The sequence below is a fragment of the Aliivibrio wodanis genome (genome assembly GCF_052920805.1).
On sequence record NZ_JBREXA010000002.1, the window covers coordinates 1,879,163 to 1,901,388 of the forward strand.

At 39.8% G+C, this 22,226-nt stretch carries 17 protein-coding genes and 2 pseudogenes; 9 read left to right on the forward strand and 10 right to left on the reverse strand.

Features of this window, described 5'->3' with window-relative positions:
* Positions 1–142: 142 nt before the first annotated feature.
* The 4 genes from aceF to ampD all read right to left on the reverse strand — a co-directional run bounded on the left by aceF (position 143) and on the right by ampD (position 6,367).
* Positions 143–2,020, reverse strand: coding sequence for a pyruvate dehydrogenase complex dihydrolipoyllysine-residue acetyltransferase (aceF, locus tag ACU5DF_RS16570; RefSeq protein WP_446713595.1), 1,878 nt, complete (start codon positions 2,018–2,020; stop codon positions 143–145).
* A gap of 27 nt (positions 2,021–2,047) precedes the next feature.
* Positions 2,048–4,711 carry a pyruvate dehydrogenase (acetyl-transferring), homodimeric type gene (gene aceE, locus ACU5DF_RS16575; RefSeq protein WP_446713596.1) on the reverse strand — a complete coding sequence of 888 codons (2,664 nt, stop codon included), beginning with the start codon at positions 4,709–4,711 and terminating at the stop codon, positions 2,048–2,050.
* A 55-nt stretch (positions 4,712–4,766) separates the two neighbouring features.
* Complete coding sequence (gene pdhR / locus ACU5DF_RS16580; protein ID WP_446713597.1) at positions 4,767–5,537, reverse strand: pyruvate dehydrogenase complex transcriptional repressor PdhR; 771 nt, start codon at positions 5,535–5,537, stop codon at positions 4,767–4,769.
* A 278-nt stretch (positions 5,538–5,815) separates the two neighbouring features.
* The gene (gene ampD / locus ACU5DF_RS16585) at positions 5,816–6,367 is read right to left on the reverse strand and encodes a 1,6-anhydro-N-acetylmuramyl-L-alanine amidase AmpD (RefSeq protein ID WP_045101209.1); all 552 of its coding nucleotides are present in this window, start codon (positions 6,365–6,367) and stop codon (positions 5,816–5,818) included.
* A 113-nt stretch (positions 6,368–6,480) separates the two neighbouring features.
* On the opposite strand from ampD, the gene nadC reads away from it, so the two are divergent.
* The 8 genes and pseudogenes from nadC (at position 6,481) to yacG (ending at position 13,670) form a co-directional block, all read left to right on the forward strand.
* On the forward strand, positions 6,481–7,368 hold the full coding sequence (gene nadC / locus ACU5DF_RS16590) for a carboxylating nicotinate-nucleotide diphosphorylase (RefSeq protein ID WP_446713598.1): 888 nt from the start codon (positions 6,481–6,483) through the stop codon (positions 7,366–7,368).
* Positions 7,369–7,712: 344 nt separating this feature from the next.
* Complete coding sequence (locus ACU5DF_RS16595) at positions 7,713–8,144, forward strand: pilin (RefSeq protein ID WP_446714264.1); 432 nt, start codon at positions 7,713–7,715, stop codon at positions 8,142–8,144.
* A 5-nt stretch (positions 8,145–8,149) separates the two neighbouring features.
* A complete protein-coding gene (gene pilB, locus ACU5DF_RS16600; protein WP_446713599.1) occupies positions 8,150–9,841 on the forward strand; it encodes a type IV-A pilus assembly ATPase PilB in 1,692 nt (563 codons plus the stop codon).
* Positions 9,842–9,862: 21 nt separating this feature from the next.
* Positions 9,863–11,101 (forward strand): type II secretion system F family protein, encoded by a 1,239-nt coding sequence (locus tag ACU5DF_RS16605; protein WP_446713600.1) that lies wholly within the window; start codon positions 9,863–9,865, stop codon positions 11,099–11,101.
* A gap of 82 nt (positions 11,102–11,183) precedes the next feature.
* The gene (locus ACU5DF_RS16610; RefSeq protein ID WP_045101205.1) at positions 11,184–12,080 is read left to right on the forward strand and encodes a prepilin peptidase; all 897 of its coding nucleotides are present in this window, start codon (positions 11,184–11,186) and stop codon (positions 12,078–12,080) included.
* Positions 12,077–12,697 (forward strand): dephospho-CoA kinase, encoded by a 621-nt coding sequence (gene coaE, locus ACU5DF_RS16615; RefSeq protein ID WP_446713601.1) that lies wholly within the window; start codon positions 12,077–12,079, stop codon positions 12,695–12,697. The genes ACU5DF_RS16610 and coaE overlap by 4 nt, the downstream gene beginning before the upstream one ends.
* An 8-nt stretch (positions 12,698–12,705) precedes the next feature.
* Positions 12,706–13,453: pseudogene (gene zapD / locus ACU5DF_RS16620) on the forward strand (cell division protein ZapD).
* Positions 13,454–13,460: 7 nt separating this feature from the next.
* The gene (gene yacG / locus ACU5DF_RS16625) at positions 13,461–13,670 is read left to right on the forward strand and encodes a DNA gyrase inhibitor YacG (RefSeq protein ID WP_446713602.1); all 210 of its coding nucleotides are present in this window, start codon (positions 13,461–13,463) and stop codon (positions 13,668–13,670) included.
* Positions 13,671–13,745: 75 nt separating this feature from the next.
* Here yacG and mutT read toward each other — a convergent pair whose 3' ends face one another.
* Complete coding sequence (gene mutT / locus ACU5DF_RS16630) at positions 13,746–14,144, reverse strand: 8-oxo-dGTP diphosphatase MutT (protein ID WP_446713603.1); 399 nt, start codon at positions 14,142–14,144, stop codon at positions 13,746–13,748.
* A gap of 84 nt (positions 14,145–14,228) precedes the next feature.
* Positions 14,229–16,954 (reverse strand): annotated as a pseudogene (gene secA / locus ACU5DF_RS16635) (preprotein translocase subunit SecA).
* A gap of 332 nt (positions 16,955–17,286) precedes the next feature.
* Here secA and ACU5DF_RS16640 point away from each other — a divergent pair.
* Positions 17,287–17,754: a DUF721 domain-containing protein gene (locus ACU5DF_RS16640; protein ID WP_446713604.1), complete on the forward strand. Its 468-nt coding sequence runs from the start codon at positions 17,287–17,289 to the stop codon at positions 17,752–17,754.
* 74 nt (positions 17,755–17,828) lie between these two features.
* Here the strand turns inward: ACU5DF_RS16640 and lpxC are convergent, their stop codons facing one another.
* The 4 genes from lpxC to ACU5DF_RS16660 all read right to left on the reverse strand — a co-directional run bounded on the left by lpxC (position 17,829) and on the right by ACU5DF_RS16660 (position 22,151).
* Positions 17,829–18,746 (reverse strand): UDP-3-O-acyl-N-acetylglucosamine deacetylase, encoded by a 918-nt coding sequence (gene lpxC / locus ACU5DF_RS16645; protein ID WP_045101198.1) that lies wholly within the window; start codon positions 18,744–18,746, stop codon positions 17,829–17,831.
* A 104-nt stretch (positions 18,747–18,850) separates the two neighbouring features.
* The gene (ftsZ, locus tag ACU5DF_RS16650) at positions 18,851–20,080 is read right to left on the reverse strand and encodes a cell division protein FtsZ (RefSeq protein WP_045101197.1); all 1,230 of its coding nucleotides are present in this window, start codon (positions 20,078–20,080) and stop codon (positions 18,851–18,853) included.
* Positions 20,081–20,113: 33 nt separating this feature from the next.
* Positions 20,114–21,376 carry a cell division protein FtsA gene (gene ftsA / locus ACU5DF_RS16655; protein ID WP_045101196.1) on the reverse strand — a complete coding sequence of 421 codons (1,263 nt, stop codon included), beginning with the start codon at positions 21,374–21,376 and terminating at the stop codon, positions 20,114–20,116.
* A gap of 1 nt (position 21,377) precedes the next feature.
* Entirely contained in the window at positions 21,378–22,151 is a 774-nt protein-coding gene (locus ACU5DF_RS16660; protein ID WP_446713605.1) for a cell division protein FtsQ/DivIB, read from the reverse strand.
* Between the last annotated feature and the right edge of the window lie 75 nt (positions 22,152–22,226).

Sequence of the window (22,226 nt, forward strand, 5' to 3'; positions counted from 1 at the left end):
ACGTTACAACGGTTCTTCAAAAGAAGCGCTGTACTCGTAAATTGTATTTAATTTAATTCAAAAAACTGAAGTTATCTCTTCAATTTATGACGCAATAAGGCGGCTTATTTGCCACCTTATTGTTTATTTCAATTACCGCTAATTACAGTACTAGGCGACGAATGTCTGATAATGCACTGTTTAGGAAAGTAATGAAACGAGCACCTTCTGCGCCATCAATCACTCGGTGATCGTAAGACAGAGACAGAGGAAGCTGTAGGCGTGGAGCGAACTCTTTGCCATTCCATACTGGTTTGATTTCAGACTTAGATACACCAAGGATACCTACTTCTGGTGCGTTTACGATTGGGGTAAACGCTGTACCACCGATACCGCCAAGGCTTGAGATTGTGAAACAACCACCTTGCATATCAGAAGCCATTAACTTACCAGCACGTGCTTTCTTAGAAATAGCCATTAGCTCTTCAGATAGCTCGTAAATGCCTTTTTTGTTCACGTCTTTAAATACTGGAACAACAAGACCGTTTGGCGTATCAACAGCGATACCTACGTTTACGTACTTCTTAAGGATAACGCTTTCGCCATCATCAGATAAAGAAGAGTTAAACGATGGGAATGCTTCAAGTGCTTTCGCAACTGCTTTCATGATGAACACAAGTGGTGTGATCTTCATACCAGTATCATTTTTCGCTTCGATTGCATTCTGTTCTTTACGGAATGCTTCTAGCTCTGTGATATCAGCATTATCCCACTGTGTAACGTGCGGGATCATTACCCAGTTACGGTGTAGGTTAGCACCAGAAATTTTCTTAATCTTAGAAAGTTTCTTAACTTCTGTTTCACCAAACTTGCTGAAGTCAATTTTTGGCCATGGAAGTAGACCAAGAGCTGAACCGTCACCGCCTTTAGCTGATGCAGTAGCACCAGATTCAAGACGCTTAAGTGCATCTTTAACAAAGCTTTGAACATCTTCTTTTAGGATACGGTCTTTACGGCCAGTACCTTTAACTTTAGCAAGGTTTACACCAAACTCACGAGCAAGACGACGAACAACTGGAGATGCATGTGCATACTCGTTGTTTGCTTCAAACTCACCTGTAGCTGCTGGAGCAGAAGCCGCTGCAACTGGTGCAGGAGCTGCTTGTGCAACTGGTGCTGCTGTCGTTTGTGCTGCAACTGGCGCTGCGCCTTCAACAACAAATGTCATGATTAGAGAGCCAGTTGATACTGTATCGCCAGCTGCAATCTTAATCTCTTTGATAGTACCAGCAAAAGGAGCAGGAACTTCCATCGATGCTTTGTCGCCTTCAACAGTAATTAAAGATTGCTCTTCTTCTACTGTATCGCCAACCGCTACCATGATTTCAGTTACTTCAACTTCATCACCGCCGATATCAGGAACATGAACTTCTTTCTCAGCAGAGACTGCTGGAGCTGCTGCAACTGGTGCTGCTGCCGCTTGAGGAGCAGCTGCTGGAGCAGAACCTGCAACTTCAAAGATCATAACTAGAGAGCCAGTTGACACTGAATCACCAGAAGCGATTTTGATTTCTTTAACTGTACCAGCGAATGGTGCAGGAACTTCCATTGATGCTTTGTCGCCTTCAACAGTTAAAAGAGATTGCTCTTCTTCTACTGTGTCGCCAACCGCTACCATGATTTCAGTTACTTCAACTTCATCACCGCCGATATCTGGAACATGAACTTCTTTAAGCTCAGCAACAGATGCCGCAGCAGGAGCAGCTACTGGAGCCGCTTCAACTGCTGGAGTTGCAGGTGCAGCAGCACCCTCAGCTTCAAAGATCATGATTAGAGAACCAGTTGTTACTGAATCGCCTTCAGAAATTTTAATTTCTTTAACGATACCCGCTTGAGACGCAGGAACTTCCATTGAAGCTTTATCGCCTTCAACAGTGATCAGTGACTGCTCTTCTTCAACTCGGTCACCGACCTTAACTAGAATCTCAGTTACTTCAACCTCATCTGCACCGATGTCAGGTACATTAATTTCGATTGTCATTGTTTGTTTCCTTAATTAATGGAAGTCTTATGCGTATTGCGGGTTAATTTTGTCTGCGTCGATGCCGAATTTAGCAATTGCTTCTGCAACTACTGATTTCTCAACATCACCACGCTTCGCCAGTTCAGTAAGAGCAGCAACAACAACGTAGCCTGCGTTTACTTCGAAGTGACGACGTAGGTTTTCACGGCTGTCTGAACGACCGAAACCATCAGTACCAAGTACTTTGTAAGATTCAGAAGGCATAAATGCACGTACTTGTTCAGCGTAGTTCTTCATGTAATCTGTTACTGCGATTGCAGGTTCGTTACCAAGAACAGTTGTGATGTACGGTACTTTCTCTTCTGCTTCTGGGTGAAGCATGTTGTCACGCTCTACCGCTTGACCATCACGAGTTAGCTCGTTGAAAGACGTTACAGAGAATACGTCAGATGCTACGCCGTACTCTTCGCTCAGGATCTTAGCAGCTTTACGCGCTTCATTCATGATAGTACCAGAGCTCATTAGCTGAACTTTAGACTTAGAACCGGCGTAAGACTCAAGCTTGTAGATACCTTTACGGATGCCTTCTTCAGCGCCTTCTGGCATTGCTGGCATTGCGTAGTTTTCGTTCATTACTGTTAGGTAGTAGTAAACGTTTTCTTGGTTCTCACCGTACATGCGACGAATACCGTCTTGCATGATTACCGCTAGCTCGTAAGCAAACGTTGGGTCATAAGAAATACAGTTAGGAACTGTGTTTGCCATGATGTGTGAGTGACCATCTTCGTGTTGTAGACCTTCACCGTTTAGCGTTGTACGACCAGCAGTAGCACCTAGTAGGAAACCACGTGCTTGTTGGTCACCCGCTAACCATGCCATGTCACCAATACGTTGGAAACCGAACATTGAGTAGTAGATGTAGAATGGGATCATTGGTAGGTTGTTCGTGCTGTATGATGTTGCAGCAGCAACCCAAGATGCCATTGAACCTAGCTCATTGATACCTTCTTGAAGAACTTGACCAGAAGTTGCTTCTTTGTAGTAAGAAACAATGCCTTTATCTTCAGGAGTGTAATCTTGACCGTGTGGGTTGTAGATACCAACCTGACGGAATAGACCTTCCATACCAAATGTACGCGCTTCATCACAAATGATAGGAACGATGTTCTTACCAATGTTTTTATCTTTAAGTAAGATATTTAGCGTACGAACATAAGCCATTGTAGTAGAGATATCACGCTTCTGCTCACCTAGTAGAGGGGCAAATGCATCAAGCTCAGGTACTTTGAATTCTTGAGTAAACTTAGGCAGACGCTTAGGTGTGTAACCGTGTAGCGCATCACGACGAGCGTGTAAGTAGTTGTACTCAGCAGAACCTTCTTCTAGTTTAAGGTAAGGAAGCTCTTTGATTTTTTCATCAGAAAGAATGTCTTCTAGACCTAAACGATCACGTAGGTGTTGAACATGAGTCATGTCCATTTTCTTAACACCGTGTGCAATGTTCTTACCTTCAGCAGCATCGCCCATGCCGTAACCTTTAACGGTTTTAGCTAGGATTACTGTTGGCTTACCGCCTGTTTCTTTTGCATTGTTGAATGCAGCAAACAGTTTAGATGAATCATGACCACCACGCTTAAGAGCGAAGATTTCGTCATCAGTCATATCAGCAACAAGCGCTGCAGTCTCAGGGTATTTACCAAAGAAGTTCTCACGAACGTAAGCGCCATCTTTAGATTTGAATGTTTGGTAGTCACCGTCGATAGTTTCGTTCATTAACTGAAGAAGTTTACCAGTCGTGTCTTTAGCAAGTAGTGAATCCCAGTTGCTACCCCAAATAACTTTAACAACGTTCCAACCAGCACCTTTAAATAGGCCTTCTAGTTCTTGAATGATGCTACCGTTACCCATAACAGGGCCGTCTAGACGCTGTAGGTTACAGTTGATTAGGAAACATAAGTTGTCCAGTTTTTCACGAGCAGCGAAAGAGATCGCACCGCGTGATTCTGGCTCATCCATCTCACCATCACCTAGGAAAGCGTATACACGCTGAGCGCCAGTCTCTTTCATGCCACGGCCTTCAAGGTACTTAAGGAAGCGCGCTTGATAGATAGCAGAAATAGGACCAAGACCCATAGATACTGTAGGGAACTGCCAGAATTCAGGCATCAGTTTAGGGTGAGGGTAAGAAGGAATACCTTTACCATCAACTTCTTGACGGAAGTTATCTAGTTGCTCTTCAGTTAAACGACCTTCAACGAAAGCACGAGAGTAGATACCAGGAGAGATGTGACCTTGGTAATAAACTAAGTCACCACCGTCCGTCTCATTTGGAGCACGGAAGAAATGGTTAAAACATACTTCGTAGAATGCAGCTGCAGATTGGTAAGACGCCATGTGGCCGCCAAGATCCAAATCTTTCTTCGAAGCACGTAGAACGATCATGATAGCGTTCCAACGAATAATTGAACGGATACGACGCTCAAGAGTAACATCACCTGGGTACGCAGGTTCTTGCGTTACAGGGATGGTATTGATGTAGTTAGTATTGATGCCAGTTGGCATATCAACACCATCTAAACGAGCTTTATCAAGAACTTGCTCTAATAGATACTGGGCGCGTTCAACACCCTCTTCACGTACAACTGACTCAAGAGCTTCTAACCAATCTTGAGTTTCTAGTGCATCAACGTCATGCTTCATGTCAGACATGCGAGCTATCCTTTTATTTGTTGGTTCAAATAGGGTGACAATGAAATGAATCGAATTAATCCATATCATTACTTTGTTGAATTCGACGAAGCGAGCACTCTCGGCGGCTCTCTTCTTTTGTCAATTCCAACAATGTTTCTTCAATATAGGCTAAATGAGAATGAGAGGCCAAACGTGCCTTTTCAGGCTCTCCTGACACTATCGCTTCTACCATTTCAGCTCTATGTGCTCTCACCTTTTCTACCACCGCATCACGGCGATTTAATAAGGTAAAGTTTTGTAATACATTTTGTTCAAGCAAGGGCTCTAAACTGCGTACCATGTGAAGTAGTACCACATTGTGCGCCGATTCAGTCACCGTGATCAGACAGTTCATAACCGCAGACGCTTCTGCTTTTAAATCACCATCTTGTTGTGCTTGTTGGATTAACTGATGTGACTCTTTAATCCGTTTAAAATCTTCTTCATTACCACGTAAAGCTGCGTAATAGGCAGATATACCTTCTAATGCATGGCGTGATTCAAGTAAATCAAATTGCGTTTCAGGATGAGTCGCTAATAAATCTAGCAAGGGCTCTGAAAAACTTTGCCATAAACCCTTATTAACAAACGTTCCACCACCTTGACGGCGAGTTAATAAGTGCTTTGCTTCTAAACGTTGTATCGCTTCTCGTACTGATGGACGGGAAACATCAAACTGTTTTGCTAACTCTCTTTCTGCTGGCAGTTTTTGCCCAGGAGAAAGGGTTCCTTCTAAAATCAGCCGTTCAAGCTCTTGCTCGATTACATCGGACAACTTCGGCTGACGTATCCTTTGATATGTCATCGTAGCTCAACCCAATTTAAGTTGATTACTTCTCACATTACCGTGAGTCATTCGTCACTTTAAATAATTGGTATTACCAATTTTATTTGAGGTGCAATTTATCATTAAAAAAGGGAATTTGTCTAGGTAAAAGTTGATTTGAATCATAGAACAGAGTCTCTCTATATTATTAATTAACAATATACAAACATACCAAAAACAATTGGTCTGACCAATTGTGATTTAAATTAAATAATAATGTGCCAGATTTAAGAAATGCAGTTATATCACCTTTAAAGCTAACCTCTTAATTTATGGTATTTTTCCCAGTAAAATGATAAACCTGGATCTGTCTTTCTTAACGGCGCAATGTACTGATGACCAGTGATACGCTTATCAACAATCAATGGGTAAGCATCTTGTAGCACGTTTGTTACAACCGCCAAGCTATCATATTGCTCTTGAGTATAGGCAGTAAAATCAGTCCCTTCCAACTCAATACCAATACTGTAATCATTACATCGTGCGCGTCCTGCAAATGATGATACTCCAGCATGCCAAGCTCTTGCGCTAAAAGGAACAAATTGCACGACTGAGCCATCTCGTCGGATCAAGCAATGCGCCGATACTCGAAATTGGTGGATCACCTTAAAGAATGGATGTTCCGCTGGATTTAGTGTCCCCGTAAACAATTGTTCGATATAAGGCCCACCAAACTGCCCTGGTGGTAAACTGATATTATGAACAACAAGCAGAGAGATATCTTCATCATCCGGACGATCATCATAAAATGGTGATACCACATGCTTTGCTTCATTAAGCCAATGATCTGTTGATAAAGTGAATTTCATCATCTATTCCCGTTCAAATTAAACTAATCTTTGTATCTTATGATGAAATTCTGCTCTAGCGCGAGTATTATTGTCGCCATAAACTTATTTCAAAGAATTCAATGGACCTCACCATGATCAAAACCCATGATAGCGCCTCTCGTCTTGAATATTTAAAGCAACAACTTCCTACAGAAATTACTCGTGCCGTTTCAGATACACTACGTGAAGATTTAGGTGGAACATTAGATGTAAGTACTGATATTACAGCAAGCTTAATTGCTGAAGATACTCAATCTGTTGCAACAATCATCACGCGTGAACATGGTGTATTTTGTGGAAAGATGTGGGCCGATGAAGTCTTTAAACAACTGGGTGGAACCGTTGCTATCGAGTGGCATGTAGAAGATGGTGACAAAGTAGAACCAAACCAAACGCTTTGCACCTTAACAGGCCCATCACGCACACTATTAACCGGTGAGCGCAATGCGATGAACTTTATCCAAACACTCTCTGGTTGTTCTACCATCACAGCAATTTATGCTGAAAAAATTGCACACACCAAATGTCGTTTGCTTGATACTCGTAAAACAATCCCTGGTCTACGCAGCGCATTGAAATATGCAGTAGCCTGTGGTGGTGGCTTTAATCATCGTATCGGTGTATTTGATGCTTATCTAATTAAAGAAAATCATATCATTGCTTGTGGCGGCATTAAAAAAGCTATCTCTACCGCAAAAGAGCTTAACCCTGGAAAACCAGTTGAAGTAGAAACAGAAAGCCTAGAAGAGTTACAACAAGCGATTGACGCTGGTGCTGACATTATTATGTTAGATAACTTCACTACCGATATGATGCGCGAAGCGGTGAAACTAAATGCAGGTCGTGCTGCATTAGAAAATTCAGGCAATGTCACTTTAGATACTATTGCAGAGTTTGCTGAAACTGGCGTTGATTATATCTCTGTTGGTGCCCTCACTAAGCACTTAACAGCAATGGACTTATCAATGCGTTTTAAATAAGCTTTGATAACACATCATCTAATAAAAGAGCTGATGTATTATTGGCTCTTTTAATTTAAACCGCACACAAACCTCTCATGATGTCTTTGATACTGTTCACATATTTCCAATATGATAAATATCACTAGACCAACTGTTTCTAAAGTAAGAATTGCGAGCCACGTTTAAGAAAAAAATACAATATTTGACGTACGTCGTATTTAATCTCGTAAGTTACATTTACCCACAAAATAAAATGCCAACCCACTCGAGTCCTATATCTTTCATTCTACCTTCCTTCCTCTGTTAGTTTTATTATTTTGCACATCAAATAAAACATTAAATCATACGGATTTATACTGGAGATAAAAATGAAAAAACGTCAGGGACAAAAAGGCTTTACTTTAATTGAGTTAATGATTGTGGTTGCCGTAATTGGTGTTCTATCAGCAATAGCAATTCCTAAATATCAAGATTATGTACATAAAGGGGAGTTAGGTGCGGGCTTAGCTACTGCAAGTGCATTAAAAATAAATGTAGAGGATTATCTCGCAAGTAATGGGGCTTTCCCTACCGGCGGTGCAGGGCAGGCTCCGGCAGATTTAGGTGCTTCTATTTTTTCTAATGGTGGTATTACTTTTGCTAATGCAGCTAACACAGCAGGTTCAATCGTAGTTACTTTCACTAGTGGTATTGCAAGTGGTGAGACAATTCAAGTAAATAGAGATGGTAATGGCACTTGGACTTGTGCTGCAAGCGCTGGTAGTGCCAATGTAAAGCCTAAAGGTTGTAACTAATATAAATGCACACCAACCTAGCTTCTATCTTGCGTCAAGCTGAACTGATCAGTTCGGCGCAAGAAAGCACTATAGTTAAACACGTTCAAACAGGGGCACACACTGTGCCTTCTGCGCTTTTGGCTGAGTCTATTTTCACACCAGATCAACTCATTAGTCACCTATCGCAAATTTTTGGTTTAGATAATATAAATATTGAGCAGTTTGATTATGCAGATTGTTGCCAAAAGCTAGGGCTGCGCGATTTAATAACTCAGCATAATGCACTACCAATGACGAATGATGGCTTCACTATTCGTCTTGCGGTATCCGATCCTAGTATTGCTCAAGTCGAAGATGATTTTCGCTTCACCTCTGGAAAGCAGATCAGTCTTGTTTTAGCGGATCATGGCGAGCTTGAAGCTGCAATTAGAAGAATGTATGGTCGCGGTCTTTCATCTTCAGGCTCTTCACCTCGTAAAGACATTACTCAAGATGAGCTCGCTTCTTTAGTTGATGTTTCACTCGACGAAATGGCATCAACAGAAGATCTCAGCCAAGATGACGCTCCTGTTACTCGCTTTATTAATCAAATTTTATTAGAAGCTGTACGTAAAGGCGTATCTGATATTCACTTTGAACCCTACGAAGAGACCTACCGTGTTCGCTTTCGTTGTGATGGTATTTTAGTTCAAAATAGCAGTCCTTCTTCTCACCTAAGTCGTCGCCTTTCAGCTCGTTTAAAGATCATGGCTAAGCTTGATATTTCTGAGCGCCGACTACCGCAAGATGGTCGTATTAAACTCAAACTCAATAGCGAGATCTCAATAGATATGCGAGTCTCTTCTCTTCCAACACTATGGGGAGAAAAAATTGTTTTACGTTTATTAGACAGCAGTGCTGCAAGCTTAGATATTGATAAATTAGGCTACAGTGGCAAACAAAAAGAGCTTTACCTTAACGCATTAAAACGTCCTCAAGGGATGATATTAATGACCGGTCCAACCGGCAGTGGCAAAACCGTCTCTCTCTACTCTGGTTTGAACATTTTAAATACCACAGAAAAAAACATCTCTACCGCAGAAGATCCAGTTGAAATTAATCTTAATGGAGTAAATCAAGTACAAGTAAATTCAAAGATTGGGTTTACTTTTGCTCATGCTTTACGCTCTTTTTTACGTCAAGATCCCGACATCGTCATGGTTGGAGAAATCCGAGATCTTGAAACGGCAGAAATTGCAGTAAAAGCAGCACAAACAGGTCACTTAGTACTTTCAACGTTGCATACTAATTCTGCCGCTGAAACCGTCGTTCGTTTAGGAAACATGGGGGTTGAAAACTTTAATCTAGCCTCTTCTTTAAGCCTTATTATTGCTCAACGACTGGCACGACGATTGTGTAAGTACTGCAAACAGAGAGACAACATTAGCCCTGAAATTCAAAATGAATACGGCATTAACCCTTTAGCCACTATTTTTAAAGCAAATGTAGCAGGGTGTAATGAATGTACTCATGGCTATACTGGCCGTATTGGGATTTACGAAGTAATGCCGTTTACTCGAGAGCTTTCTGTTGCCGTTTTAAAAGGGGCAAGCGTAAGACAAATAGAACAACTTGCCATTCAACAAGGAATGGATAACTTAAATACTTCTGGTATTAAACGATTAGAAGACGGAACAACCAGTTTACAGGAATTAAATCGAGTCTTATTCCTTTAGCTTTAATCAATGAGTAGCATTATGTTTAAACTACAAAGCAAAGTTAAAAATTTTGGCTTAAAAAGCTTTCATTGGCGTGGTATTAATAACACGGGAAAAAGAGTATCAGGAAAATTATTTGCACTGAATGAAATTGAAGTAAGAAAAAAGTTAACCGACCAACACATTCACATAAAGAAAATTAAAAAGCGTGGTCTCTCTGGTTTTGAAAAAATGAGACATATAGTTAAACGTAAAGATATCACTCTTTTTACTCGTCAATTAGCCACAATGCTTTCCGCTGGTGTTCCTATCATTCAAGCACTTCGCTTGATTGCAGAAAACAATGTCAAAGCAGAAATGAAATCTATTCTTAACTACATTTGCTTGTCTATTGAAGCTGGCACACCTCTTTCTAAAGCACTTGCCACCAGCTGCTCTCATTTTGATTCATTTTATGTTGATTTAGTTGCCACTGGGGAAGAAACTGGGTATTTAGCACAAGCGCTTGCACGACTAGCTGAATATAGAGAAAAGAGTGATGCATTACGAGCTAAGGTAATTAAAGCGATGATTTACCCAATCATGGTTACCTTGGTTGCAATCACCGTCACCGTATTGATGCTAACTTTTGTAATACCTGAGTTTGAAAGTATCTTTAAAGGATTTGGGGCTGAATTACCATGGTTTACTCAACAAGTCATCAATCTATCTCATGCGCTACAAGCAAATGGACTTTATATACTTTTAATTATCACCTCATCCTCTTTTCTTTTTGGAGCACTCAGAAAAAAATCGTATAAGGTTCGGCTAGCTATAAGTAAACACAGTCTTAATATTCCCATTATAGGTACCGTTTTATCTAAAGCTGCTATTGCTAAATTTAGCCGAACGTTAGCAACAAGCTTTAGTTCAGGGTTACCTATTTTACACAGCTTACAAACGACCAGTAAAACCGCAGGTAATTTATACTACCAAGAAGCCATTCTTTCAGTACAACAAAATACCGCTGCTGGCATGCCTCTTTATTTAGCAATGCGTCAAACTCAAACCTTTCCTGAAATGGTGTTGCAAATGATTATGATTGGTGAAGAATCTGGTAATCTTGATGATATGCTGAACAAAGTCGCTTATATCTATGAAGAAGAAGTTGATAATACCGTTGATAATTTAGGTAAAATCTTAGAACCATTTATCATTGTTTTTTTAGGGACTCTTATCGGCGGGTTAGTCGTATCTATGTATCTTCCTATATTTAATTTAATGAGTGTTATTGGATAAATTACGAATATAAAGAGTGATATATTTAGATTTCTGATACCATTTACTAATTATTCTGACATCAATACTGGACGTCTTCTACATGGCTGCTTTTGATTACTACCCTTGGCTTTTTCCCCTTTTTGCTACTTTGTTTGGTTTACTTATTGGCAGCTTTCTTAATGTCGTTATTTATCGACTGCCAATCATGATGGAAAAAGAATGGAAAAAAGAGTGTATTGAATGCTTTCCAGATTTAAACCCAGAGTCAAAAGCATCAAAGAAATCAACAAATGAGGAAGTATTTAATTTAAGTGTTCCTCGGTCTCGTTGCCCAAAATGCAATACTCAAATCAAATTCTATGACAACATTCCTGTTATTAGTTGGCTACTATTAAAAGGAAAATGCCGCCAATGCAGTACCCCAATCAGCTTTAGATATCCTGCAATCGAACTGCTTTCTGGAGCTATGTGTTTTACTGTATCGTACTTGCTGCCATTTTCGTATTTTGCCATTGCCGCTGTCTTATTTACTTTAGTGCTTATTGCGCTAACTTTTATCGATATTGACACAATGCTTCTTCCCGACCAAATAACGCTTCCGCTATTATGGTCAGGATTATATTTAGCTTTAGTTGGTTGGAGCTCAGTGAGCTTAATTGATTCAGTTATTGGTGCAATGGCTGGTTATCTCATTTTATGGTCTATTTACTGGGGTTTTAAACTGCTGACAGGTAAAGAAGGTATGGGCTATGGTGACTTTAAACTATTAGCAGCTATTGGGGCTTGGCTTGGTTGGCAACAACTTCCTTTAGTCGTTCTTGTATCCTCTATTGTAGGCGCGATTATTGGTATCATTATGTTAAAATCGCAGAAAAAGGGACTTGATAAAGCAATTCCTTTTGGCCCTTACTTGGCCATCGCAGGTTGGATTTGTTTGCTATGGGGAGAGAAAATTGGTCAATGGTACTTCTCTGAAATTTTAGGCTTACCATTATGAGTTATGTTGTAGCTATCACAGGTGGAATTGGCAGCGGGAAAACAACGATCGCGGATACTTTTCAGAAAAATCATCGTATTGATATTGTTGATGCCGATATTGTTGCTCGTGAAGTCGTAGAACCAAACAGCATTGGACTACAAAAAATAATTAATCATTTTGGCCCCTCAATTCTATTAGAAAATGGATATTTAAATAGAAGTGAACTGCGACAGCGTATTTTTTCTCAACCAAATGAGAAAGAGTGGCTTAATAATTTGCTTCATCCTTTAATAAGAGAGGAGATGCAGCATCAGCTTTCTTTAGCAACCTCTGACTATGTATTGCTTGTTGCTCCTCTCTTAGTTGAAAATCAGTTACAATATTTAGCGAACCGTACGCTTGTTGTTGATGTTCTGGAGCAAACTCAAATTAATCGAACAGTTAATCGTGATAAAGTAACTATTAAACAAGTAAAAGCGATTCTTGCTTCACAAGCATCACGAGAACAACGATTAGCAATTGCTGATGATGTCATAAGAAATGACCAACAATTTTGTGACTTGAATAGTGAAATAGCTCTTCTACATGATAAATATCTGTTATTGTCTCAGCCTTCTATAAATAAAGAGAATTAAAAACGACTATGAATGGAGCAGGCCTGCAAAAATTTGAACACCCTTTAAATGAAAGGACTCGAATTTATTTACGAATAGAATCTCTATTTCGTAAGTTAGGACATTCTGCTGATTTAACAAGACCATTTGAGTACCAAGTATTCTTTAGCTCTCTTTTTAATATGCTAGACATCTTAGAACAGGTCCAAGTAAAAGCCGATTTAGGCAAGGATCTAGAAAAGCTTCGCTTACAATATCGAGCTTGGATGGATATTGAAGATGTTGATCAACAAGCATTACTTTCTATTTTAGAGCAAATTAGTCAAGTTCATCAGAACCTAATGAAAACCACTCGTCCAGGTCACTCTTTAAAAGAGGACCGTTTTCTTTCTGCTCTCAAGCAACGTTTTTTTATTCCAGGAGGCGATTGTTGTTTTGATCTTCCAGCATTGCATTACTGGTTACATCTTCCTTTGGAAGTTAGATGTAAAAATACACATAATTGGATGTCTCAACTACTTCCTCTTTCTGACGCCCTCTCGCTTTGGTTACGATTAACAAGAGAAACTGCACGCCTTAAACCACAGATTGCCCGTAAGGGATTTATGCAAAGTGAGATGGAAAATTCTAATTTATTGCGCCTTGAAATTCCAATTGGAATATGGAGTTTATCCAATGATCTCTGGGCATAAAAGTCGTTTTGCGTTACGCTTTATCTCCTTTGAAACAAATAAGAACTGCGAGAAAGATATTGAATTTTCACTCGCTGTCTGCTGAGGAATATATGCCAACACCAAATACTATCGAGTCAACTACGGTAAAATGTCCAACTTGTAAAAATTCTGTTATTTGGAATCAAGAAAGCCAATTTCGACCATTTTGCAGTAAAAAATGCCAAATGATTGATTTTGGTGAATGGGCTGATGAAGAAAAATCAATTCCTGGAGCTCCTGATATGTCGGACTCTGATGGTTGGTCTGAAGATCAATATTAATACCATATTATCTATTCCAATAAAAAAGCGATCATAAATGATCGCTTTTTTATTGGAATAGGACATAGAATCAAACTAACTAAAGCATTCAAGTACTTTATTTAAAATAGGTACATTTGCTTCAGGGAACTCATAAGCAGAGAGTTCTAAAATAGGAACCCATAATCCTTGTTGCCCTTCCTTTCCATAAGGTTCGCCTGCAAACTGAGTCACAGTGAAAAAATCAAAATAGAGCGATTTATCAGGGTAGTCATAATTTAACGATTCAAAAATGGCTAACTCTGTAGATTCAATGCCAACCTCTTCATATAACTCTCTGATTAACGCTTGCTCTGCGCTTTCTTCTTTTTCTACCTTCCCACCAGGGAATTCCCAAAAACCACCTTTGTGTGCTTTATCTGGACGCTTCGTAATAAATATTTGGCTCTTATCTGCGTTTAAAATAATAGCAGCAACTATATGCAATCGTTTCATTTATGGCCTTTATATCAATGCTATACCTATAAAAAAGCCGCTAACAATAGCGGCTTTCGATTATGAATCAACAGTGTATATCAACTAGATTTTACCGTGACACTGCTTATATTTCTTACCTGAGCCACATGGACAAGGCTCATTACGACCTACTTTGCGCTCATCACGCACCATTGGTGTATGACCTTCTTCAGATGTTTCACCATCATCCAACTGGTTTTCAGCATTTTGATGTTGTAGCTGCTGACGACGAGCGGCTTCTTCTGCTTGCTGGCGACGTTGCTCTTCCATACGTTCAACATCTTCTTGTTGCTGTACACGTACTTTACTTAGGATTGAAACTACATCAAATTTTAATGTATCAAGTAAACCTTCAAACAGCTCAAACGATTCACGCTTGTATTCCTGTTTCGGGTTCTTCTGCGCATAACCACGCAGATGGATACCCTGACGAAGATGATCCATCGCTGCTAGATGCTCTTTCCACAAACCATCAAGTGTCTGTAGCATAACTGCTTTTTCAAAGTTACGAAGAACTGACTCACCAACAGATTCTTCTTTGTCTTTGTAAACTTGAATTGCTGTTTCAATGATTTTTTCACGTAAGTTATCTTCATGAAGTTTATCATCACTGTCTAGCCATTCTTGAATAGGGATCTCTACATCAAAATCTGCACGTAAACGCGTTCGTTAACCCTTCAACATCCCACATTTCTTCTAAAGACTGTGCTGGAATATATTGGCCAAACAATCCTTCAAGAACATCTTGACGGTTATGAGCAATCATATCGCTGATATCATCAACATTCATTAGTTCATCACGTAGTTCATAAACCACTTTACGTTGGTCATTCGCTACATCATCGTATTCAAGCAACTGCTTACGAATATCAAAGTTACGCCCTTCAACTTTACGTTGAGCATTCTCAATCGCTTTCGTTACCCATGGATGTTCAATTGCTTCACCTTCTTCCATACCTAACTTTTTCATCATGTTAGATACACGATCTGAAGCAAAGATACGCATTAGGGCATCTTCCATTGATAAGTAGAAGCGAGAAGAACCTGCATCACCTTGACGACCAGCACGACCACGTAGTTGGTTATCAATACGGCGAGATTCATGACGCTCTGTACCAATGATATGTAGACCGCCAGAAGCTAGAATAGCATCATGAGCTCCTTTCCAATTTTCTTTAATCTCGTAGATCTGTGCATCAGTAGGCTCATTTAATTTAGCAACCTCTGCCTGCCAGCTACCGCCAAGTACGATATCCGTACCACGACCAGCCATGTTTGTAGCAATAGTTACCGCACTTGCTGTACCAGCATTAGCAACGATGTCTGCTTCTTTCTCATGGAATTTAGCATTAAGAACATTGTGCTTAATTTTTGCTTTTTTCAATGCACTTGAAAGCAATTCTGATTTTTCAATTGAAACCGTACCAACAAGTACTGGCTGGCCACGTTCTGAACAACCTTTAATATCTTCAATGATAGCTGCAAATTTCTCAGCTTCTGTCATATAAACCAAATCACCCATATCATTACGAGTCATTGGACGGTTAGTTGGAATTACTACCGTATCAAGACCATAAATAGATTGGAATTCAAATGCTTCTGTATCAGCAGTACCTGTCATACCTGACAGTTTGTCGTATAGACGGAAGAAGTTTTGGAAAGTGATTGATGCTAATGTTTGGTTTTCATTCTGAATTTTAACACCTTCTTTTGCTTCAACAGCTTGGTGTAAACCTTCAGACCAACGACGACCAGGCATTGTACGACCTGTATGTTCATCAACAATAATAACTTCATCGTCTTTTACAATATAATCTACGTCTTTTTCAAATAACACATGCGCACGTAGTGCTGCATTAATATGATGAAGTAAACTAATATTAGCTGGTGAATACAAAGTATCATCCGCTTCCATTAAGCCTTCATCTTTTAAAAGTTGTTCAACAAACTCTTGGCCATTTTCAGTCAGGTGAGTCTGTTTCCCTTTTTCATCTAGTGTGTAATGGCCTTCACCACGGTACTCTTCGCTGTCTTCTTCATCTTGTTTTACAAGTTGAGGGATCAAGGTATTAATACGGGTATACAATTCAGAGCTATCTTCAGCAGGCCCAGAAATGATAAGAGGAGTACGAGCTTCATCGATTAAGATTGAATCCACTTCATCGATTGACTGCAAAGTATCGTTCACGTTGAACACGGTCTTCAGCACGGAAAGCCATGTTGTCACGCAAGTAGTCAAAACCAAACTCATTGTTTGTGCCATATAAAATATCGCATAAATACGCTTGTTTTTTCTCTTGAGGTGGCATGTTTGGTACGTTGATACCAACAGTCATGCCTAAAAACTCAAATAATTCACGGTTGGTTTCTGCATCACGCTTTGCAAGATAATCATTCACAGTTACTACGTGAACGCCTTTACCTGTTAATGCATTTAAATAACATGGTAGGGTTGCTGTTAGTGTTTTACCTTCACCAGTACGCATCTCTGCGATTTGGCTATCATTCAGAACCATACCACCAATCATTTGAACGTCAAAGTGGCGCATACCATACAAACGCTTCGACGCTTCGCGTACCGTTGCAAATGCTTCTGGCAATAGATTATCTAAATCTTCACCTTGCTCTAAACGCGTACGGAACTCGATTGTTTTCGCTTTTAATTCTTCGTCTTGTAATGATTCGAATTGCGGTTCAAGTTTATTAATTTGATCTACGATTTTACGTAGCTTGCGTAATGTTCGATCATTACGACTACCGATAACTTTTGTTAGAATTTTAGAAAACATGATTCCGTTGCTTCTCTTATCTCTTGATCATTTCTGATCGTTCATTCTGAAATTTGAATCAATCGCCTAGAGAATTGACTCTAAGAAAAATACTTCTTTATATACTTACCTTATGGGGATGCGACTTTGATTTTTCAAGGCCTACTCTGATTATTGTGTTGCTGGTCATCATAAGTAATAATGAAAAGTATAAGCGATTATGTAAATCAATCCTAAGCTAAATCCATAGAGTTTGATTTCAATTCTGAAAAATTCAGATCTAATTGGCATTTATCACTTTTTCTAACAAAAAAATCGATTAAATCGCCCTATTTTTGTGAGACTGACTAACTATGCGAGACCATAGACCACAACCTGCAAACGACTTTTTTAATAATACACGCTTTAAAGATCTTCAAGAAAAAGCGATTATTTTATCAAAGTTGTCACATGTACTAAAAGAAACGCTACCTGTTGGCTGTGAAGATCATTGCCGTGTGGCAAACTATCGCCAAGGATCTTTAGTGATCGAGGTATCAAGTAGCGTATGGGCAACACGAATTAATTATGAAAGGATTAGTATTTTATCAACCTTTCGTCGTCATGGACTACCCGGCTTATCTAACTTGGAAATAAAGATAAACCCAGATCTTGCTCGATCTTTTGTAGGTGAGAAGCCTGAAGTATACAAAACAGAAAAACAAACAAAGCGAGAGCTATCTGCTGCTGCTGCAAGTGCTTTAGAGATGGTTGCCGAAACAGCGTCACCAAAATTAAAAAAACGTTTAGAAAGCCTCGCTGCATTAGCAAATAAGAAGTAAGAAGTAAGAAGTAAGAATATGATAGGCATAAAAAAGCCAAGCAAATAAGCTTGGCTTTTTAATTTGATGATGTATTACGCAAGTACCATTCCTGGTTGCATAAATGCAACAGGAGACTCTTGTTCATCCTCAATGGTTGTCCACTCCCATGCTTCTTGATCAGCAAGAACAGCACGCAGTAACTGATTATTTAATGCATGACCTGATTTATAAGCGCTTAACTCACCAAGAATACTATGACCACACATATAGAGGTCACCAACAGCATCAAGTACTTTATGCGTTACAAATTCATTATCAAAACGCAGACCGTCTTCATTTAGAATGCGGTAATCATCCAGTACTATGGCACAATCAAAGCTACCGCCTAAACATAGGTTTTGCGATTGTAAGTACTCAATATCACGCATGAACCCAAAAGTACGAGCACGTGAGATATCTTTGATAAACGACTGGCTTGAAAAATCAAACACTAATTTTTGATCATCTGAATCAATTGCAGGGTGATTAAAGTCAATAGTGAAATCTAAACGGAAACCGTTATGAGGACGAATTTCCGCCCATTTATCACCATCTTCAATGCGAACAGGTTTCTTAATACGAATGAATTTCTTCGCGGTATTAAGCTCTTCAATCCCAGCAGACTGTAACAGATAGATAAAAGGACTTGCACTGCCATCCATAATTGGAATTTCAGGTGCATCAACTTCAATAACAACGTTATCAATGCCCATGCCCGCTAATGCAGCATTCAAGTGTTCAACCGTTGAGATACGTACGCCTTCATCATTAACTAACGCTGTACATAACATTGTGTCGCGAACTGACTCTGGATCCGCAGGGAAATCTACTGGTGGATTAAGGTCTGTACGACGATAAATTACACCTGTATTTGACGCTGCTGGACGAAGAGTAAGTGTCACTTTACGACCGGAATGTAAACCCACCCCTGTCATTGTCACAATACTTTTCAGTGTACGTTGTCTGATCATATGCTCATCCCAACTTTAAATATGCTCAATATCAAACCAATCCAAAAATTGGTTTGGCATAGTAGCACATAATTTTCTATAAAACCAAATCGCTAAGTGGTTAATTAATCAGCTTGACGTCGTAAAAACGCAGGAATATCTAAATAATCTTCCTTCTGATCTGGTTTCGTTTGTGCTGTACCTGCATTCTGAACCCCCGCCGCTGGCGATGTAGATGGTGCAGGTTGTTGCGGTACAGGTTTAGTCACTTGCACATTTTGTGCCGATTTTTCTACCACAGGTTCTGCCGGCGTTTCAATCTTTGGCTTCACTTGAGGTGTCGGTTGTGCAATTGGCGCAGCCGTTTTATTTGTTACTAATGTGATTTCTGGTTTTTTCTCAGTTCCGATACCCGTAGCAACAACCGTTACACGAATTTCATCTGTCATATCAGGGTCAAGCGAAGTACCAATAACCACAGTTGCATTATCTGATGCAAATGCCTTCACGGTATTACCTACAGTTTCGAACTCATCAAGACGCATATCAAGACCAGCTGTAATGTTAACCAGAACACCACGAGCACCAGCAAGATCGATATCTTCAAGTAATGGACTTGAAATTGCTTCTTCGGCTGCTTGTTCTGCTCTTTCTTCACCTACTGCGATACCGCTACCCATCATTGCATGTCCCATTTCAGACATTACTGTACGAACATCGGCGAAATCGACGTTGATCATACCTGGGCGAGTAATCAACTCAGCAATACCTTGAACCGCATTACGAAGAACATCATTGGCTTTTGCAAATGCTTCTAATAACGTAATACCACGGCCAAGTACTTTTAAAAGTTTCTCGTTTGGAATCGTAATTAATGAGTCAACATGTTTAGATAACTCTTCAATACCTTGCTCTGCAAAAGCAAGACGTTTACGACCTTCAAAACTGAATGGCTTTGTTACTACTGCAACCGTTAGAATATTTAATTCTTTTGCTACTTCTGCAATAATTGGTGCAGCACCAGTTCCGGTACCACCACCCATACCAGCTGCTATAAATACCATATCGGCACCAGCTAATACTTCTTTAAGCGCTTCACGATCTTCTAGAGCTGCATCACGACCAACTTGTGGGTTTGCACCTGCTCCCAAGCCTTTTGTGATGTCTCCACCAATCTGAATAACTGTCTTTACATTGGTCTTACGAAGTGCTTGAGCATCAGTATTCACACTGATGAATTCAACACCTTCAATTGACTCACGTACCATGTGCTCGATAGCATTACCGCCACCGCCACCTACACCAACAACTTTAATTACTGCGTCGTCGGACATTTCCATCATCGGCTCAAACATCTGTTCTCTCCGTTTCTTCCTGTTCGCTTCAGGTTAAAACTCTTTTAGTATCCAATTTTTAAATTTCTTTACTACGGTTGTGAAAGATTGGCGCTTACTTGGCACATAATCTTCATCGTCATGTAATTGACTTTCTTTACCGTAATGCAAAAGGCCTACCGCTGTTGCTTGATAAGGCTCTTTTACGTAATCTGTTAAGCCTGTAACCTCTAAAGGTTGGCCTATTCTAACCTGAGTTTGGAAAACGTGCTCTGCGCAGTCTACCAAACCTTCAATTTGTGATCCGCCACCAGTTAAGACAATACCAGCAGCAAGATGGTGCTTTGTTCCTTCAGCGCGTAATTTATCTTGGATAGCAAGAATACGCTGGTTCACAAGACCTAGCAGCTCAGAATACCTTGGTTCGATAACTTCTGCTAGCATTCTTCGCTGTAAACTTCTTGATGGTCGACCACCAACACTTGGTACATTAACCGTTTCATCACGATTAATATGCTCACTGATAGCACAACCGTATTTTACTTTTAATTTCTCGGCATCGTTAAATGGCGTACCAAAAGCGTAAGCAATATCACTTGTTACAGCATTACCAGCGTAAGGAAGTACCTCAGCATGACGTAATGAGCCATCAGTCCAAATTGCAATATCCATGGTACCAGCACCGATATCAACGACACAAACACCAAGATCTCGCTCATCTTCTGTAATAACTGCATTACTTGATGCAAGACCAGAGAATATAACATGCTCAACTTTTAAACCACAACGCTCTACCGCTTTTACGATATTACGCGCCATATCATTATGACAAGTAATTAAATGAACACTTACTTCCATTCTCATTCCTGATAAGCCTATCGGGTTTCGAATGCCTTTTTGCACATCAATAGAGAACTCTTGAGGAATAACATGTAACGTACGCTGCTCATCACCAATTTTAACTGATTTTGCAGTGTGAATCACACTATCCATATCATCTTGAGTCACTTCTTCTTCCGAAATAGAGCCCATACCTTTCTCTATTTGGCTCGCTATATGTCGACCTGATAGAGAAATAAAGACGGAGGTTATTGTGCACTCAGCCATAAGCTCAGCTTGGTCAATCGCTCTTTGAACAGATTTAACCACTGATTCTAGATCGTTAACACCACCTTTATCCATACCACGAGAGGTGCACGAGCCAGAGCCAATTACACTTACTTGCCCATCAGGTAATATTTCTCCGACTAAGACGGATATTTTGTTTGTGCCAATATCTAAACCAACAATAATACTGCCTTCTGGCGTTTTGCTCATGTTAATTCTCTTCTTTATCTTCTGCTATTTCTTCAGACTTCCACCCAACAGCGGCACCTGTATCATAACGAAGATCTATATAATCTATCGAATTCATTTGTTTTTCTAACTGCTTATATAAAGCAATAAAACGCTCGACTCGCTCTTCTCGAGCATCACGGCCTAATTCTAACCGAATGCCGTTATCTAAAACAACTTGCCAAGATAAACGTTCTGTTAAAGCAACACTATGAACACCCATATTTAATGGTGAAAATTGTTTTTGTAATTGATGCCAAAAAGCCAACACATCTTTACTGTTAGACTCAGGTCCAAATAACGCTGGTTTAGATTCTAGTAAATCACTCATTGGTGCATTAAAAACTACACCTTCTGGATTTACTATCACACGATTATTCCAAGTCGCTTCAGGTTGATGCTCTACCACAAAAACTTTAATTGTCTCAGGCCACTGCTTTCGAACAGAGACTTGAGCTATCCACGGTAATGACAATAATGCATTTTGCAGCTTATTTACGTCCTGAGTCATGAAGGTTCCAATGGAATCCATCGAATCTATCGCTTCACGAATATCATCGGCAGTAATGTGCTTTAACTGTCCTTGAATGATCATATGAGATAAAGGCAATCTTTCTTCATCTGTCATCCAACTTACTGTTGAAATAACTAGCCATAATGAAAACATTGCTACTAAAGAAAGAAAACAGATACCAGGTAAATGCTTCTTTATATTTTTATTATAAAATAAACCACTCATTTTGGTAGTCTCAATCATATTAGTCCTACCATAACATTTTCAAATAACGCTACAGTGACTTGAGATTATATAAAAACATCCATCGTATGACGT